The sequence below is a fragment of the Knoellia remsis genome, assembly GCF_003002895.1.
GTDB lineage: Bacteria > Actinomycetota > Actinomycetes > Actinomycetales > Dermatophilaceae > Knoellia > Knoellia remsis.
In genome coordinates, this window is sequence record NZ_PVTI01000002.1 from 12,863 (window position 1) to 29,769 (window position 16,907).

At 71.9% G+C, this 16,907-nt stretch carries 13 protein-coding genes; 3 read left to right on the top strand and 10 right to left on the bottom strand.

The genetic code is table 11. The features are described 5' to 3' along the window. Window positions 1–17 precede the first annotated feature (17 nt). Window positions 18–938 (top strand): RDD family protein, encoded by a 921-nt coding sequence (locus BCF74_RS01360; RefSeq protein ID WP_106296359.1) that lies wholly within the window; start codon window positions 18–20, stop codon window positions 936–938. 43 nt (window positions 939–981) lie between these two features. Here BCF74_RS01360 and BCF74_RS01365 read toward each other — a convergent pair whose 3' ends face one another. The 3 genes from BCF74_RS01365 to BCF74_RS01375 form a co-directional block, all read right to left on the bottom strand. Then, the gene (locus BCF74_RS01365) at window positions 982–2,487 is read right to left on the bottom strand and encodes an amino acid permease (RefSeq protein WP_245889153.1); all 1,506 of its coding nucleotides are present in this window, start codon (window positions 2,485–2,487) and stop codon (window positions 982–984) included. A 158-nt stretch (window positions 2,488–2,645) separates the two neighbouring features. Then, the gene (fahA, locus tag BCF74_RS01370) at window positions 2,646–3,887 is read right to left on the bottom strand and encodes a fumarylacetoacetase (RefSeq protein WP_106296174.1); all 1,242 of its coding nucleotides are present in this window, start codon (window positions 3,885–3,887) and stop codon (window positions 2,646–2,648) included. Then, window positions 3,884–4,786, bottom strand: coding sequence for a hypothetical protein (locus BCF74_RS01375; RefSeq protein ID WP_106296175.1), 903 nt, complete (start codon window positions 4,784–4,786; stop codon window positions 3,884–3,886). The genes fahA and BCF74_RS01375 overlap by 4 nt, the downstream gene beginning before the upstream one ends. Before the next feature lie 185 nt (window positions 4,787–4,971). Between BCF74_RS01375 and BCF74_RS01380 the strand changes: the two genes are divergently transcribed. Together BCF74_RS01380 and BCF74_RS01385 are read left to right on the top strand one after the other, a co-directional pair. Further along, complete coding sequence (locus BCF74_RS01380; protein WP_106296176.1) at window positions 4,972–5,619, top strand: helix-turn-helix domain-containing protein; 648 nt, start codon at window positions 4,972–4,974, stop codon at window positions 5,617–5,619. A gap of 123 nt (window positions 5,620–5,742) precedes the next feature. Beyond that, entirely contained in the window at window positions 5,743–6,993 is a 1,251-nt protein-coding gene (locus tag BCF74_RS01385) for a homogentisate 1,2-dioxygenase (protein ID WP_106296177.1), read from the top strand. A gap of 8 nt (window positions 6,994–7,001) precedes the next feature. On the opposite strand, the gene BCF74_RS01390 is transcribed toward BCF74_RS01385, so the two are convergent. From BCF74_RS01390 to BCF74_RS01420, 7 genes are all read right to left on the bottom strand, one after another. Continuing rightward, entirely contained in the window at window positions 7,002–8,129 is a 1,128-nt protein-coding gene (locus BCF74_RS01390; RefSeq protein ID WP_106296178.1) for a uroporphyrinogen-III synthase, read from the bottom strand. Further along, window positions 8,126–8,689 (bottom strand): precorrin-2 dehydrogenase/sirohydrochlorin ferrochelatase family protein, encoded by a 564-nt coding sequence (locus tag BCF74_RS01395; RefSeq protein WP_106296179.1) that lies wholly within the window; start codon window positions 8,687–8,689, stop codon window positions 8,126–8,128. The genes BCF74_RS01390 and BCF74_RS01395 overlap by 4 nt, the downstream gene beginning before the upstream one ends. Next, window positions 8,686–9,102, bottom strand: a complete 417-nt coding sequence (nirD, locus tag BCF74_RS01400; protein ID WP_106296180.1) for a nitrite reductase small subunit NirD — start codon at window positions 9,100–9,102, stop codon at window positions 8,686–8,688. The genes BCF74_RS01395 and nirD overlap by 4 nt, the downstream gene beginning before the upstream one ends. After that, entirely contained in the window at window positions 9,099–11,675 is a 2,577-nt protein-coding gene (nirB, locus tag BCF74_RS01405; protein ID WP_106296181.1) for a nitrite reductase large subunit NirB, read from the bottom strand. Before nirB ends, nirD begins: the two co-directional genes overlap by 4 nt. An 82-nt stretch (window positions 11,676–11,757) precedes the next feature. Next, on the bottom strand, window positions 11,758–13,224 hold the full coding sequence (locus BCF74_RS01410; protein WP_106296182.1) for an FAD-dependent oxidoreductase: 1,467 nt from the start codon (window positions 13,222–13,224) through the stop codon (window positions 11,758–11,760). Beyond that, the gene (locus tag BCF74_RS01415; RefSeq protein WP_106296183.1) at window positions 13,221–15,413 is read right to left on the bottom strand and encodes a molybdopterin oxidoreductase family protein; all 2,193 of its coding nucleotides are present in this window, start codon (window positions 15,411–15,413) and stop codon (window positions 13,221–13,223) included. Before BCF74_RS01415 ends, BCF74_RS01410 begins: the two co-directional genes overlap by 4 nt. A 7-nt stretch (window positions 15,414–15,420) precedes the next feature. After that, window positions 15,421–16,788 carry an MFS transporter gene (locus BCF74_RS01420; protein WP_106296184.1) on the bottom strand — a complete coding sequence of 456 codons (1,368 nt, stop codon included), beginning with the start codon at window positions 16,786–16,788 and terminating at the stop codon, window positions 15,421–15,423. Window positions 16,789–16,907: the final 119 nt, after the last annotated feature.

The following is a 16,907-nucleotide window of genomic DNA, read 5'->3' on the forward strand; positions in this document are numbered from 1 at the left end:
GTGACATCCTCGGGCGCATGAGCAACCCGAGCAGCCCCGGGTGGTACGAGAATCCCGACAACCCCGACGAGCTGCGCTACTTCGACGGCATCTTGTGGACGTCGAACACGACGCCGCTGCGGACCCGCCAGCACCAGGGGCCGGTGACGCCTCCGGCCGAGGGCGCAAGCACGCCCATGGCGCCCACGCCGTCCGGGCAGCCGCCGCAGAACCCGTACGGCCAGCCTGGACAACAGGGACAACAGCCACCGCCGAACCCCTACGGACAGCCCGGGCAGCAGAACCCCTACGGTCAGCCGCCGCAGGGGCAGTGGGGGCAGCAGCCGGGGCACAACCCGTACGGTCAGCCGCCTCAGGTCCCGCAGCGCCCCTCGCCGACGGCGAAGGTCCCCGGACAACCCGAGCTCGCGTCCTACGGATTGCGGGTCGTCGCCTACCTCGTCGACCTCATCGTCGTCGGCTTCCTGTCACTCATCTTCGGCGGGTACTTCCTGTGGCAGGCCCTCGCGCCGGTCGCGGAACGGCTGAACTCGGCGATGGCGTCGAACGACTTCCAGGCGATGAGCCAGGCGGTGGCCGAGATGGAGCTGCGCTGGCTCGCGGCGTTCATCGCGGTGCAGCTGCTGGTCTTCCTCGCCTACCACGTGTTCTCGTTGACGCGCTGGGGCGCGACACCGGGCAAGCGCATGGTCGGGATCAGCGTGCGCCGCATCGACCGTCCCGGCCCGCTGGACACCGATACGGCGGTGCGCAGGGCAGGCTTCCAGGCGGTGCTGCAGGCCTTCGGCAACCTGCCCTACCTGTCGACGTTCGCGACGATCGCTCTCATCACCGACGTCATCTGGCCCATCCCGGACGACCTCAACCAGTCACTGCACGACAAGGTCGCCAAGACGATCGTCGTCCGGGGCAAGGCGACCCGCGACCCACGCGGCTGACCCGGAACACCCACGTCGCCGATCGTCGGGGGCCACAGCGGGCTCAGGCGTCGGCGCCGGTCGAGCTGTGGCGGGCGAGACGGGCGTTGCGCCGGCCGTAGGCGAGGTACAGCACGATGCCGAGGGCCATCCATACGACAAACCGCAGCCACGTCTCGACGGTGAGGTTCGTCATGAGGTAGAGGCACGCGATCGCCGAGAGGACCGGCACGACCGGCGAGAACGGCACCCGGAAGGGACGCTTCATGTCCGGCTTCGTGCGGCGCAGGATCGGCACGGCGAGCGAGACGACGACGAAGGCGAAGAGCGTGCCGATCGAGACCAGGCTCGCGAGCTCGGCGAGCGGGATGAGCCCGGCGAGGACGGCGACGAAGATGATGGTCGCGATCGTGATCCGGTAGGGCGTGCCGAACTTCGGGTGCACCCGCGACACCGACTTCGGCAGCAGGCCGTCGCGGCCCATCGAGAAGCCGATCCGGCCCATGGCGACGATGTCGACGAGGATCACCGAGGTCAGGCCGGACACCGCGGCGATGGAGATGAGGATGGCCGCCCAGTGGGCGCCGACCGCCTCGAACGCCGACGCGATGGGCGCGCCCTCGTTGAGCTCGGTGTAGTTCTGCATGCCGGTGAGCACGAAAGAGACGCCGATGTAGAGGACGGTGCAGATGCCGAGGGTGCCGAGCAGGCCGAGCGGCAGGTCGCGGGCCGGGCGCCTCGTCTCCTCGCCGAGGTTCGCGACCGCCTCGAAGCCGGTGTAGGCGAAGAACACGATGGCCGCGGCCGTGAGCACGCCGGCGAAGCCGAACGCCGTCGGCTCGATGCCGAACACCGCCTGGCTGAGCGCCTGGTCGAGACCGGAGCCGCCCTCGTCGGTCGGACGCGACGGCGGGACGAAGGGCGTGAGGTTCTCGGCGCGGACGTAGAACGCGCCGGCGACGATGATGAACAGGCAGATGGCGACCTTGATCGCGACGAGGATGTTGGTCACGCGGGCGCTCTCGCGGATGCCGACGACGGCGACGACGCCGAGCAGCAGGACGATCGCGATCGCGCCGACGTTGACGGGCGCGTCCTCGCCGAACAGCGTCGTCGGGAGGTCGAAGAGCTCCTGCATGTAGCCCGACCAGCCGCGCGCGACGACGGCTGCCCCGAGCGCGAACTCGAGGATGAGGTCCCAGCCGATGATCCACGCGAAGATCTCGCCGATCGTCGCGTAGGCATAGGTGTAGGCCGATCCCGCGGTGGGCACCGAGGACGCCATCTCGGCGTAGCAGAGCGCCGCGAGCAGGCTCACCAGTCCGGCGATGGCGAAGGAGATGACGACGGCCGGGCCGGCGTGGGTCTTGGCCTCGATGCCGGTCAGGGTGAAGATGCCCGTTCCGATGACGATGCCGATGCCGAAGCCCATGAGGTCCTTGGCGCCCAGTCGGCGCTGGAGCAGCCCGGGGCGGTCGCCGGTCTCGCCGCCGGGGTCGGACTGCTGGGCGAGGACGTCCTCGATGGGCTTGGTGCGCAGGACGGAGTCGCCGCGGGTGCTGTCGGTCACGGCGGAGACCATAACCCAGCGTTAGGCATGTCCCAACTTCACGTCAGGTGTCGAGGCGTTCAATTGGTGACTTTTTCTCGCGGCGTTCACTTGGGTGACTGTGTCACGAGGCGTTCAATTGGTGACTTTTTCTCGGGGCGTTCACTTGGGTGACTTTGTCACGGGGTCTGGGTGCGGGCGGGGCGGATGGTGCCCGTGCACTCGCCGAGGCCGATGACGGTGCCGTCCGGTCCGGGCGCGGTGGCCCGCAGCACGACCGTGTCGCCGTCCTCGAGGAACGTCCGCTCCGAACCGTCGTCGAGGGCGACCGGCTCCTTGCCTCCCCAGGACAGCTCGAGGAAGGAACCGCGCTGGTCCTTCTCGGGGCCCGAGATGGTCCCGGACCCGAAGAGGTCGCCCGGTCGCACCGTGGCCCCGTTGACCGTCATGTGCGCGAGCATCTGCGCCGGGGACCAGTACATCGAGGCGTAGGGCGGACGCGAGACCACGGTGCCGTTCCAGTCCACCTCGTAGGTGATGTCCAGCCCGTATGCCGTTCCCGCGCCGTCGTCAGTCGCCTCACCGGCGAGGTAGGGCAGGGGAGCGGGGTCGGTCTGCCAGGGGAGCGGCACGCGCGCCGCGCGCAGGGCGTCGGTCGTCACGACCCACGGCGAGATCGACGTCGCGAAGGACTTGCCGAGGAACGGGCCGAGCGGCACGTACTCCCACGCCTGCAGATCACGTGCGCTCCAGTCGTTGAGGAGCACGACACCAAAAAGATGCTCGTCCGAATCTGCCACGGAGACAGGCGAACCCAGCTCACTCGACCCGCCGACGACGAACCCCAGCTCGGCCTCGATGTCGAGCCGCACGCTGGGCCCGAACGACGGCTCGGACTCGGTCGGCGCCTTGCGCTGGCCGCTCGGTCGCACGATGTCGGTGCCCGAAACGACGACCGTGCCGGAGCGGCCGTGGTAGCCGATCGGCAGGTGCTTCCAGTTCGGGGTGAGCGGCTCGGAGTCGGGCCGGAAGAGCCGGCCGACGTTGGTCGCGTGGTGCTCACTGGCATAGAAGTCGACGTAGTCCGCGACCTCGACCGGCAGGTGCATCGTCACGTCGGCGAGCGGCACGAGGTGGGGCTCGACTGCGTCGCGCTGCGCCGGGTTGGTCAGCTGCTCGACGAGCCACTCACGGGCCGAGGTCCACGCCGGGCGACCGAGCGCGAGGAACGGGTTGAGCGAGCCCTGCGCCCACACGGCATACGACTCCATGCCGGCCTGCTCCGCCGCCGCAGCAAGGTCGAGGACGAGGTCCCCGATCCGGACGCCCACGCGCGGCGACGAGCCCGCCGTCGAGAAGACGCCGTAGGGGAGGTTGGTGATGCCGAAGGGGTGGTCGGCGGGGAGGTCGAGCCAGGTCATGGTGCGGGGGTCTCCTCGGTCGGGTCGGTCTGGGGGTCGTCACTGTCGTCGAGGTCGAGCAGGCCGAGGTCGTCGAGCTCGCCGATGGGGTCGGTCACCTCGCAGCAGCCGTATGCCGTGAGCAGGCTGCGTACGCGCCGCGCCTCGGTCTCGTCGAGGTCGGCGACGGCGTCGGCAAGCATGCGCGAGTCCCGTTGGGAGAGAAGGGACTCCACCGCTGGCAGGGCACCGTCGTTGGCTGCGGAGTGGATGGCGAGGAGGACGTTGAGGACGCCGTGCTGCGGATCGCTGCCGTCGTCGGACCAGTCGGCGCGCACGGCGTGGTGCAGGCCACCGGTGAGCTTGAAGGGGACACCGAGTCGCGCGGCGTCGTGGATGAACGCACCCAGCTCGGCTTCGTCCGGCCACTCCCACGTCGGCGTCGCCCCGGTGCGGAACTTCGCTTGCACCGCGTGCCCGGCCTCGTCGGAGCCGGCGCGCACGTCCTCGAGCGCGCGGTCGCGGTTCTCGCCCCGGGGGATCTCGAGGGTGAGCGGCAGCCCGTCGACGGCCAGGTCGCGCCAGCCCGGGAACCAGCCCAGCTCGGCACCGTCGACCTCGACGCCCGGCTCGTCGCGCAGCCGCTCGATGGCGGCGACGACGTCCGCGGGGTCGACACCGGGACGGGCGATGAGCCCGACGCGCAGTGCGCCGGCCGCGTCCGGCGCCCCGGCCTCCGCCACGAGAGCCTCGACATCGGAGACGGGGACGAGGAGCGGACCGACGACCGCGGCATACGACGCGGCGCGGTGGGCCCGGTGGCGCTGGACCGCGACATCGAGGGGCGCGTTGCCCGGCGGGAAGACGGCGGCGTCGTCGATGAGCCCGTCGAAGAGCGCTCCCACGTCCGCCCGCGTCATGCCGTCCCAACCCTGGCTGCGTCGGTGTCGAGGTGCGTGCTCACGGCAGCACCGTACTGCTCCGGCTCGCGGCGAGACCTCATCTTGACTCCTTGGCCGATTATCGGACAGGCTGCCCTGGCGGGCCGACCCACCTCACGGCTCGTGACCGACGTGTCAAGCGCGTCCCGACCGGAGGTGACTCCATGGCCCCCGAGCTGTCCCAGACCCTCGACCGGGGGCTGCGGGTGCTCACCCTCGTCGCGCGTGCCGATCCGAACCGTGGCGTGACGATGACGCAGATCGCCGACGAGCTCGGCGTGGGACGCACCATCGCCTATCGCCTCGTGGCGACGCTCGAAGCGCATGCCCTCGTCGTCCGGCGCCCCGATGGTCGGGTGACGCTCGGCCTGGGGGTGGCCCGCTTTGCCGGTGCGCTCGGCCCGCTCGTGCGCGACGTCGCGACGCCCGTGCTCCGCCGCCTCGCCGACGAGCTCGGTGCGACAACACATCTCACGCTCGTCGAGGGCAGTGAGGCCGTCGCCGTGGTGGTGGTCGAGCCTTCGTGGACCGACTACCACGTCGCCTACCGGACGGGGTCGCGTCATCCCATCGGTCGGGGCGCGGCAGGGCTGGCGATCCTCGCCGGGCGCGAGGGCAGCCTCGACCCGGTCGGCACCCACGGTGAGCTCCAACCGGGGGCGCACGGCGTGGCTGCCGCGCTCCCTCCGGGCGCCGTCGAGGGGTCGGTCGGCGCGGTCGCCCTGCACGAGCTGCCGGTGGACGAGGTCGGGCCGTCCGTCGCGCGCGCTGCGCAGGCCATCGCAGACGCGCTGCGCCTGCCGGAGGCGTGACGAGGAGCCGGTCACCCGGCATACGGCGGTTGACAGCGGTGGCGCACCGCGCCATCCTGCCGTACCGGTTCTCATCCGATCGTCCGATAAACGGACACCGGTGACGGCACTCAGGAGGACGTCGTGGCGCACTACCAGTCGATGGGCAGCATCCCGCCGAAGCGGCACACCCAGCACCGCCGCCCGGCCGGCCGCGGCAAGGTCGGCGAGCTCTACTACGAGGAGCTCATGGGTGAGGAGGGCTTCTCGTCGGACTCCAGCCTGCTCTACCACCGCAACATCCCGTCGACGATCGTGGACGCCCGCGAGTGGTCCCTCGGCGACCTGTCCACGACGCCGAACCACCCGCTCAAGCCGCTGCACCTCCAGCCGCACGCACTCTTCGACGACGCCAAGACCGTGAAGCAGACCGATGTCGTCACCGGCCGCCGTCTCCTCCTCGGCAACGGCGACGTGCGGATCTCGTATGCCGTGGCCGGGGCGACCAGCCCGTGGTACCGCAACGGCGTGGGCGACGAGTGCGTCTATGTCGAGCGCGGGTCGGCTCGGGTCGAGACGGTCTTCGGTGCCTTCGAGGTCGGGCAGGGCGACTACATCGTCATCCCGCGCGCGACGACGCACCGCTGGATCCCCAAGGTGTCGCGCAAGGAGCCACTGCGCGCCTACGCGATCGAGGGCAACAGCCACATCGCGCCGCCGAAGCGCTACCTGAGCAAGTACGGCCAGTTCCTCGAGCACAGCCCCTACTGCGAGCGGGACCTGCGGGTGCCCGACGGGCCGCTCCTCGCCGAGGACATCGGTGAGAAGCCCGGCGACGAGACCGAGGTCTACATCAAGCACCGGGGGAGCGGACCGGGGAGCAGCGGCGGTCTCGTGGGGACGGTCCACACGATCCCGTTCCACCCCCTCGACGTCGTCGGCTGGGACGGCTGCCTCTACCCCTACGTCTTCAACGTGCGCGACTACGAGCCCATCACCGGTCGCGTCCACCAGCCGCCGCCGGCGCACCAGGTCTTCGAGGGCTGGAACTTCGTCGTGTGCAACTTCGTGCCGCGCAAGGTCGACTACCACCCGCTGTCGATCCCGGTGCCCTACTACCACTCGAACGTCGACTCCGACGAGGTCATGTTCTACGTCGAGGGCGACTACGAGGCGCGCAAGGGCTCGGGCATCGGCCAGGGCTCGATCTCACTGCACCCCGGCGGTCACGCCCACGGTCCGCAGCCTGGCGCCGCCGAGGCGTCGATCGGTGCCGAGTACTTCGACGAGCTCGCGGTCATGGTCGACACGTTCCGGCCGCTCGAGCTCGGTGAGGGCGGGCGCGCCTGCGACGACGGCAAGTACCACCTGTCCTGGAGTGCTTCCCGCCGCTGAGCCGGGAGTCAGCGGCGGGCGAGGCGGTAGCCGCGCTTGACGACGGTCTCGACCAGCTCACGGCCGGCGACTTCGCGCAGGCGCGCGACGGCCACCTCTGCCGCGTGCGGGTCGACGGAGTCGCCGGGCAGGACCTCGAGCACCTGCGCTCGGGACACAACGTCTCCGTCGGCGGCGACGAGCAGCCGCAGGACCGCTGCGCCGCTGGGCGAGAGCGGCAGCACGTGCCCGTCGAGGAGGGCGACGGTCCGACGGACCTGCAGCAGCCCGACCGGCGTGTGCAACGCCGCGGACTGGCTCTCCTCGAAGTGGTGGACGAGCGTGCGGACGAGGGCCCCGAGACGGCTGCGATCCGGGACGAGCGGCCGGATTCCCTTGTCCTGCAAAGGGGCTGCGGTCACCGGTCCAACCGCGGCGACGACCAACGAACCCGCAGCGGTGCGCTCGACGACGGCGTCGAGCACTCCGGCCGACTCCGCTGCCGCCAGCCACGCGTGCGCGCCCGGAGCCGAGGTGAAGACGACGGCGTCCACCTCGCCGACCGCCGTCTCCCGCACGGACCCAACCAGAGCGTCCGGGTCCGGCGGAGGGCCCCAGCGGTAGACGACGAGGCTCTGCACGTCCGCCCCCGCGGCGGCGAGCTCGGTGTCCAGGCCGTCGGCACCGGCGCCGTGGTGCTGCACGGCGATCCGCTGGCCCGAGACGCCTTCGCCCAGGAGCAGCTCGAGGATCTCCGCGGAGGTCTCGGACTCGGCGACCCAGTCGGCAGTGAGCCCCGCTGCCTGGATCGCGCCACGCGCCTTGGGTCCGCGGGCGATGAGCCGCGCGCGCGAGAGCACGGCGACGAGCTCATCGGCGAGCCCGGCGGCGTCGGCGGCCTCGACCCAGCCGCGCAGCCCGATGCCGGTCGTCACGACGACGACGTCGGGTGGCGCCGCGAGCAGCTGCTTGGTCGCGAGCAGCAGGTCCTCGTCGTGCTCGTGGGGCACGATCGTCAGCGCCGGCGCATGCCGGACAGTCGCACCCCGCCGGGCCAGCGCCGAGGAGAGCTCCTCGGAGCGCCGATCCGCGGTGACGAGGACGACGCAGCCCGTGAGGACCTGGCTGAGACCCGGGGGAGTGCGTTCGACGCTCACGCCACCACCTCCTCGTCGCCACGGCGGCGGAGAGACACGGTGCTGCCGCCGACGAGGACCACCCGACCACGGCGACCGGGGGCGGTGCGGCGTGGACGCAGGTCGATGTCGGCGCTCTCGAGGTGCTGGGCGAGCGCGTTGCGGACGGCCACGACCCGGCCCGGGTCGGGACGTCCAACCGAGACGACGCCGACTCGCAGGCCGGCGTGCTCGGTCACGGCCGGGGTGCGTGCGGTGCCGTGCTCCGAGGCCCCGGCACACACCGAGAACACCCGCTCGCTGGTGGCGCGCTCGCACAGTGCCCGGTCGACGGCGAGGTCTCCCGTGGACGCGACGACGAACCAGCTGCCAGTCACGTCGTCGAGCGCGACCTCGCGCTGGCTCCACGACACCGCCACCCGGTCGCACAGGTCGAGCATCTCCCGGCAGACGACGGGCGTGACGACGTGGACGATCGCACCGTCGTCGACGAGCCGGCGCGCCTTGGCCGCCGCGACCGGCCCGCCCCCGGCGACGAGGACGGCGCGGCCGACGAGGTCGACTCCGATGAGGGTGGTCACGTCTCTGTCCCCGGCGACGACACCTCGGAGGGGCCCTCCGGCGGGGCGACGTGCACGACGCCGTCGCGCACCTCGACCGGCCAGACCGCGAGCGGCACGGGCTCCTTGCCGACGGCATCGAGGCACTCGCCCGTGCGCAGGTCGAAGACCTGCTTGTACATGGGGGAGGCGACCGTGGGGACCTCGCCCCGCGTCCCGACGATCCCGCGCGCCATGACGAAGGCACCGGAGAACGGGTCGAGCTGCTGCACGGCATACACGGTGTCGTCCGCGCAGCGGAAGAGCGCCACCTGCTCGCCGGAGACGAGCGCGGCCGCGCCGCGCTCGGGAACGAGGTCTCCGACGCGGCACACCGCGATGAAACCCCGTCGCCGGACGTCCGGGTGCGGGACGACGCCGGTCTCGACCGTCATCGCCGCACCTCCAGGGTCGTGCCGGCGATGAGGACCCCACCGGCCCTCTCGTCGGCGGTGGCCGGTCGCGGCTGACCGCGCTCGGCGACATAGGCGAACGAGTCGTCGGCGACGTCGGGCGCGTTGACGAACGAGCCGAACCGGCGCAGTTTCTCGGGGTCCGCGAGGACGGCCGCCCACTCGTCCTCGTAGGCGTCGACGTGCACGGCCATCGCGGCGTCGAGGTCCGCGGCGACACCGAGGGAGTCGTCGATGACGACGGCTCGGATGGCGTCGAGACCACCCTCGTGGTCCTCGACCCACGCCGCCGCGCGCTGCAGCCGGTCAGCGGTGCGCACGTAGTACATGAGGAACCGGTCAATCGTCCGCACGAGCGTCTCGGTGTTGAGGTCCTCCGCGAGGAGCTGGGCATGCCGCGGCGTGAAGCCGCCGTTGCCGCCGACGTAGAGGTTCCAGCCGTGGTCCGTCGCGATGACGCCGACGTCCTTGCCGCGGGCCTCGGCGCACTCGCGGGCGCACCCGGAGACACCGAGCTTGAGCTTGTGCGGGCTGCGCACGCCGCGGTAGCGCAGCTCCAGGGCGATGGCGAGGCCCACCGAGTCCTGCACGCCGTAGCGGCACCACGTCGACCCGACGCACGACTTCACCGTACGCAGCGACTTGCCATAGGCGTGGCCGGACTCAAAACCATTGTCCACCAAGCGTTTCCAGATCGCCGGTAGCTGGTCCATCCGCGCGCCGAAGAGGTCGATCCGCTGACCCCCGGTGATCTTCGTGTAGAGCCCGAACTCCCTGGCCACCTCACCGATGACGATGAGGCCCTCGGGGGTGATCTCGCCTCCGGGGATGCGCGGCACGACCGAGTAGGAGCCGTCCTTCTGGAGGTTGGCCATGACGTGGTCGTTGGTGTCCTGCAGGCTGGCGCGCTCGCCCTCGAGGATGTGCCCCGTGCCGAGCGAGGCGAGGATCGAGCCGATGACCGGCTTGCAGATGTCGCAGCCGCGACCGCGCCCGTGGGCGGCGATGATCTCGGAGAACGTCGTCAGCCCCTGCACCCGCACGACATCGAAGAGCTGGGCCCGCGACAGGTCGAAGTGCTCGCACAGCGCGCTGCTCACCTCGACTCCGGACTTCTCGAGCTCGGTGGTGACGAGCTTCTTGACGAGCGGCAGGCACGACCCGCAGCTCGTCCCGGCCTTGGTGCAGCCCTTGACGCCGGTCAGGTCGGTGCAGCCGCCATCGGTGACGGCGCAGCGGATCGCGCCCGCTGTGACGTTGTTGCACGAGCACACCGCGGCGTCGTCGGGCAGGTCGCCTGCCGGGGCGGCTCCCGCGCCTTCGGGGAGCAGGTATGCCGCAGGGTCGCCTCCCAGCTCGCGGCCCACCATGGGCCGCAGCGCGGCATACGCGCTGGCGTCCCCGACGAGGATGCCGCCGCGCAAGGTGCGGGCGTCGTCGGACATGACGAGCTTCTTGTAGACCCCGGCGACGGGGTCGGAGATGACGACCTCGAGGCCACCGGGCTCCTGCGCGAAGGCGTCACCGAAGTTCGCGACGTCGACGCCGAGCAGCTTGAGCTTCGTCGACAGGTCGGCGCCGGGGAAGGTCCCGCTGCCCCCGAGCAAGCGGTCCGCGACGATCTCGGCCATCGTGTACCCGGGAGCGACGAGCCCGAGGCAGCGACCGCCGATGTTCGCGACCTCGCCGATGGCCCACACCGCGGGATCGTTTGTGGCACAGGCGTCGTCGACGATGACGCCGCCGCGTTCGCCGACCTCGAGGCCGGCCGCGACGGCGAGCTCGTCACGCGGTCTGACCCCGACGGCGAAGATGACGACGTCGACGTCGAGCGCGGGCCCCTCGGTGAACTCCATGCGGGACACGCGGCCGCGGTCTCCGACGATCCGTGACGTCGCCGTGCCGGTGCGCACCCTGACGCCGAGGTCCTCGATGAGCCGTCGGAGCGCCTCGCCGCCGCCGTCGTCGACCTGGAGCGGCATGAGTCGCGGCGCGAACTCGACGACGGTCGTGTCGACGTCGAGGGCGCGCAGGGCTCCGGCCGCCTCGAGACCGAGGAGGCCGCCGCCGACGACCGCGCCGCGCACTGGGCGGTCGAGCTCGTTGCGGCGCTTCTCGACCCACCCGCGCAGGTCGGCGACGTCGTCGATGGTGCGGTAGACGAACGCACCCCGAAGGTCCTTCCCTGGAACAGGCGGCACCGCGGCATACGAACCAGTGGCGAGGACCAGGGCGTCGTAGTCGATGACCGAGCCCGTGGACGTGGTGACGGTGCGGGCGTCGCGGTCGATCGCCTCCGCTTTGACACCGCGCTTGAGCGTGACGAGCGGGTCGTCCCAGAGCTCCTGGCCGCCGAGCGCGAGGTCCTCGGGGTGCCGCCCGGTGAAGTACGACGTGAGGGCGACCCGGTCGTAGGGCGCGCGCGGCTCCTCGCACAGCAGCGTGACCGACCACGAGCCGGCCGCGTCGCGCGACCGCAGCGCGTCGACGAGACGGCGGGCGACCATGCCGCCACCGATGACGACGAGGTGCTGGGGGGACTGTGCTGCAGGCATGTCGGAGACGCTAGGAACGATCGGTTTCGTCACTGTGGTTCACCTGTTTCGGGTGGGTTAAACCCTGCTCACGGGGCAGGCGTCAGGTCGGTGAGGGTGCTGGAGCGTGGGTGTCGAGCCAGTCGAGGAGCCCGCACACCTCGTCCCGGCAGCCGCCACACCCGGTCGTGGCGCGAGTCGCGGCGGCGAGGTCCTCGACCGACCGGGCGCCGCAGGCGTGGGCGGCGGAGAGGTCCGCCTTGGTCACGCCGTTGCAGCGGCACACGGTGGCGTCGTCGGGCAGGGTCTCGGGCTCACCGCTCGCCATGGGCGCCGATGTGGCGAGCGCGTTCAGCAACAGGTGCGCCGGGTCGCGGGGGACGGGGGTGCGCCGGGTGTAGGCGGCGACGAGGTCGGCGGCGACCTGACCGGCGCCGACACACGTGGCTCCGACGAGCCGGTCACCCTCGACGACGACCTCGACGTGACGGCCCGCGTCCGGGTCGGACAGTCGCAGCGTGCGCTGCCGCCGGTCCTCGGGCCGTGCCCCGCCGCAGACCCCCATCGTGACGACGTCGAGCCCGTGGGCCTTGACGCGCACGACGTCGAGACCGCTGCCGTTCCGGTCGGGGCGGGCCGGTGCGCTCGTGCCGGTGAGGCGCTCGGCAAGGGCGCGCGCCTGGTCCCAGCCCTGGGCGACGAGGCCCGTCGCACCCTCCGGAGGTTGGGCGCAGTCGCCGATGGCGAAGACGCGTCGGTCGGCGGTCATCCCGGCCTCGTCGACGAGCACTCCTCTCTCGCAGGGCAGTCCGGCGTCGTGCGCGATGCCCAGATTGGCGGTGGTGCCGGTCGCGACGACGAGCAGGTCGGACTCGACGACCTCGCCGTCCGTGAGTCGTATGCCGGTGAGTCGCCCGTCCGCGACGATCGCGGCCTCGGCGCCCACGCCGATGCGTGGGGTGATGCCGACGTGCGGCATGGCGCTCGCGAGGACGGTGCTCGCCGCCGTGTCGAGCTGGCGCTCCATGAGCGCGTCGGCCGGATGGACGATGGTCACCGGGCAGCCACGCTGGGCGAGGGCGCTCGCCGCCTCGATCCCGAGCACTCCCGCGCCGAGCACGACCGCACGACGCGCATTGAGCGTGGCGGCGATGATCTCGCGGGCGTCGTCGATGGTCCGCAGCGCATGCACCCCGACGGGGAGAGTGCCACCCCCGTGGTCGAGGCCGGGCAGCGGAGGGATGCGAGCCGAGGCCCCGGTCGCGAGGACGAGCTGGTCGTAGCGGTGCCGGCTGCCGTCGGTCGTCGTGACGACGCGGTCCTCCCGGTCGACCGCGGCTGCGGAGGTCCCGCGCAGGACGGTGAGTCGGGGGTGGTCCGGGCTGGGCAGGGTGAGCGAGGTGAGGTCGTAGCGGCCGGCGACGACCTCGCTGAGGAGCACGCGGTTGTAGGGCTCACAACCCTCGGCCCCGATGACGGTGACGTCGTACTTGCCGGTCGTGTCACGAGCAAGGACGTCCTCGACGAAGCGGGACCCGACCAGGCCGTTGCCGATGACGACGAGCCTCATGTGGGGACCTCCGTGGCGGTGGCTGCCCGGCCCAGCCCGGTGGTGGCCGGCGCCCGGGTCGGGGGAGCGGCAAGGTCGAGGCGGGCCACGGTGACCGCGCAGACCTTGAACTCGGGCATCCCCGACACCGGGTCGGTGACGTCGTTGGTGACCCGGTTGGCGCTGCCCACACCGGCCCAGTGGAACGGCATGAAGACGGTGTCGGGTCGCACGGCGTCGGTGACCCGGGCGATGGCACGCGCCGACCCGCGGGCACTCGTCACCTCGACGAGGTCGCCGGGCTCGATGCCGTGGCGGTCGGCGAGGACGGGATGCACCTCGACGAACGGCTCCGGCGAGGCCCCGGCGAGCTCGGCGACCCGACGGGTCTGGGCGCCGGACTGGTAGTGCTGGAGCACGCGTCCGGTGACGAGGTGGGTCGGGGCGTCGGGGCCGGTCGCCTCTGCCGGCCCGACATCGTCCGCGACGACGAAGCGGGCGCGCCCGTCGGGCGTGGGGAAGTCGTCGAGGAAGAGGCGCGGTGTGCCCGGGTGCGGTACACCGTCGGTCGCCGGGCAGGGCCAGTGCACCGCCGCGTCCTCGGCGTCGAGGCGGGCGTGGCTCAGCCCGGAGTAGTCGGCCCGACCTCCGGCGCTCGCCCGCGCCAGTTCGTCGAAGACGAGCGCCGCATCTATCTCCCACACCCCCGGTGCGCCGAGACGGGAGGCGAGCTCGCTCCATACCCACAGCTCCGAGCGGGCACCGGCAGGTGGTTCGATCGCCTTGCGGCGCCGCAGGATCCGACCCTCGAGCGAGGTCATCGTGCCCTCCTCCTCGGCCCATTGGAGGACGGGGAGGACGACGTCGGCGCGCTGCGCGGTCTCGGATGGGACGACGTCGCAGACGACGAGGAGGTCGAGGGCGTCGAGCCGGTCGGTGACGTGGCGCGCGTTCGGTGCGGAGACGCGCAGGTTGGCGCCGTGGACGAGCAGCGCCCGGGGCCCGCCCTCGCGACCGAGGGAGTCGAGCAGCTCGACGGCTGGGCGGCCCTTGCCGGGGATGATCGCGGGATCCACGCCCCAGACGTCGGCGACGTGGGCCCGCGCCGCGGGGTCGTCGATCATCCGGTAGCCCGGCAGCTGGTCCGACTTCTGGCCGTGCTCGCGACCGCCCTGGCCGTTGCCCTGGCCGGTGATCGCGCCATATCCCGAGCCGACCCGGCCGACGAGCCCGAGCGCGAGAGCGAGGTTGATGGCAGCGCCCACCGTGGCGGTGCCCTGGCTGGACTGCTCGACGCCGCGGCCGGTGAGGACGTACGCCCCGGACCCGCCGCGGCTCGGCGACGCGGCGGCGAGGTGGTGTGCGGCCGCGCGCAGCTGCACCTCGCTCACGCCCGTCACGGCCTCGACGCGTGCGGGCCACCACGAGGCGGCGAGCCGGCGGGCGTCCTCGGCACCCGTGGTGCGCTGCGCGACGTATGCCGCGTCGGTCAGTCCCTCGGCGAAGACGACGTGGAGCAGGCCGAGCAGGACGGGCAGGTCCGTGCCCGGCACCGGCTGGAGGTGCAGTCCGGCGCCGTCGTCGGCGAGCCGTGCCGTCGCGCTCGCCCGCGGGTCCACGACGATGAGCCCACCCGCGGCCCTCGCCCCGGCCAGGTGGGCGACGGCCGGTGGCATCGTCTCGGCGAGGTTGCTGCCGAGCAGGAGGATCGCGTCGGCCCCGCCGAGGTCGGTGAGGGGGAACGGCAGTCCGCGGTCGACGCCGAGGGACCGGTTCATCGCGGCGACCGCGCTGCTCATGCAGAACCGGCCGTTGTAGTCGATGTTCGCCGTGCCGAGGGCGATACGGGCGAACTTGCCGAGCTGGTAGGCCTTCTCGTTGGTGAGCCCGCCACCGCCGAAGACGGCCACGGCGTCCGGGCCATGGGTGTCGCGAATCTCCTTGAGCCGCATGGCGATCAGGTCGAGCGCTGCATCCCAGGAGGTGGGTTCGATCTCGCCCGAGCGGCCCCGGACGAGTGGCGTCGTGAGCCGGTCGGGGGCGCGCAGGACGGCGGCGCTCGTCCAGCCCTTCTGGCACAGGCCGCCGCGGTTCGTCGGGAAGTCGCGGCCTGCAACCTCGACGGTCCCCGAGCACAAGGTCAGTGACTGGGCGCACTGCAGCGCGCAGTAGGGACAGTGCGATGCGACGGCTTGGGGTGGTCTCGCCATGCCGGGCTCAGATCGACCGCGAGGCGAAGGCCGACCGACGACCCGCGTACACGGCATACGTCGCGGCACCCATGACGACATAGGCCGCAATGAAGACGAGCAAGGCCGGGACCAGCGAGCCGTAGGTGCCCTGCGCCATCGCGAACCCGCGCGGGATGAGGAAGCCGCCGTAGGCGCCGACGGCCCCGGCGATGCCGATGCACCCGGCTGCGGCCTTGCGTGCGACCGGCAGTGACTCCGCGGGCACCCCCGCCCGGAACACCGCTGGGATCATCCGGTACGTCGCGCCGTTGCCGAGTCCGGCGCCGGTGAAGAGCACGAGGAACGACGCGAAGAAGAGCCCGAAGCTCTGCGACCGCAGCGCCTGCACGGCACCGAGTGCGCCCACGACGAGCAGGGCGAAGGAGCCGATCGTCACCCGAGCCCCGCCGAGCCGGTCGGCGACCATCCCACCGAGCGGGCGGGTGAGGGCGCCGATGAGCGCACCGAGGAAGGCGAGCCCCAGGGGAGCGGACGGGAACTGGGTGCGCAGCAGCGTCGGGAACGCACCGGCATACCCGATGAACGACCCGAAGGTGCCGATGTAGAGGAACGAGATGATCCACGTGTGCGGGTTGCGCGCGGCGATGGCGAACGAGCGGTAGTCGGACTTCACGCCCGAGAGGTTGTCCATCCAGCGCCACGCCCCGAAGGCGGCGAGCAGGGCGAGGGGGATGAAGACCAGGCCAGCCCGCTCGAGGTGCACACCGGCCCCGATGGCGATGATGGCCGGCACGACCATCTGGACGACGCCGGTCCCGAGGTTGCCGCCAGCAGCGTTGAGCCCCAACGCCTTTCCCTTCTCGGCCTCCGGGAAGAAGAACGAGATGTTCGTCATCGAGGAGGCGAAGTTGCCGCCACCGAAGCCGGCCAGCGCGGCGCAGGCGAGGAGCACGGCGAACGGCGTGTCGGGTCGCGTGACGACCCAGGCGAGCGCACTGGCCGGCAGGACGAGCAGGAGTGCGGAGATCACCGTCCAGGTGCGGCCGCCGAAGGCCGGCACGGCGAAGGTGTAGGGGATGCGGACGGTGGCGCCGACGAGGCTGGGGAGGGCGATGAGCCAGAACTGCTGGTTGAGGGAGAGGTCGAACCCGGCCGCCGGGAGCAGCGGCACGACGACCGACCACAGCGCCCAGACGCAGAAGCCCAGGAACTCCGCGAAGATCGACCAGGCGAGGTTGCGGCGGGCGACGCGACGACCGGTCGAGTCCCAGAACCCGGGGTCCTCGGGGTCCCAGTGTTCGATCCACCGCCCGCGGGTGGTCGATGGGGTCGCGGTCGTCGGCGGGGTCGCCGTGACGTATGCCGTGTCGCGGGTGTCCGTCGTGGTCTCCATGGGTGGGGAGCCTGCCGAGGGGGTGTTTCCGGTCATGGCGGTGCGCGTAAACCGTTCGTAACGGTGACCGCACAGCGGGCCCGGCGGCGCTGTGAGGTTCCTGACCTGCAGCATTTCGG

Excerpts from the sequence above, each read along its gene's own strand:
- BCF74_RS01360 (WP_106296359.1), top strand. The coding sequence starts at position 18 with ATGAGCAACCCGAGCAGCCCCGGGTGGTACGAGAATCCCGACAACCCC.
- fahA (WP_106296174.1), bottom strand. The coding sequence starts at position 3,887 with ATGACCTGGCTCGACCTCCCCGCCGACCACCCCTTCGGCATCACCAAC.
- BCF74_RS01375 (WP_106296175.1), bottom strand. The coding sequence starts at position 4,786 with ATGACGCGGGCGGACGTGGGAGCGCTCTTCGACGGGCTCATCGACGAC.
- BCF74_RS01380 (WP_106296176.1), top strand. The coding sequence starts at position 4,972 with ATGGCCCCCGAGCTGTCCCAGACCCTCGACCGGGGGCTGCGGGTGCTC.
- nirD (WP_106296180.1), bottom strand. The coding sequence starts at position 9,102 with ATGACGGTCGAGACCGGCGTCGTCCCGCACCCGGACGTCCGGCGACGG.
- nirB (WP_106296181.1), bottom strand. The coding sequence starts at position 11,675 with ATGCCTGCAGCACAGTCCCCCCAGCACCTCGTCGTCATCGGTGGCGGC.
- BCF74_RS01410 (WP_106296182.1), bottom strand. The coding sequence starts at position 13,224 with ATGAGGCTCGTCGTCATCGGCAACGGCCTGGTCGGGTCCCGCTTCGTC.
- BCF74_RS01415 (WP_106296183.1), bottom strand. The coding sequence starts at position 15,413 with ATGGCGAGACCACCCCAAGCCGTCGCATCGCACTGTCCCTACTGCGCG.
- BCF74_RS01420 (WP_106296184.1), bottom strand. The coding sequence starts at position 16,788 with ATGGAGACCACGACGGACACCCGCGACACGGCATACGTCACGGCGACC.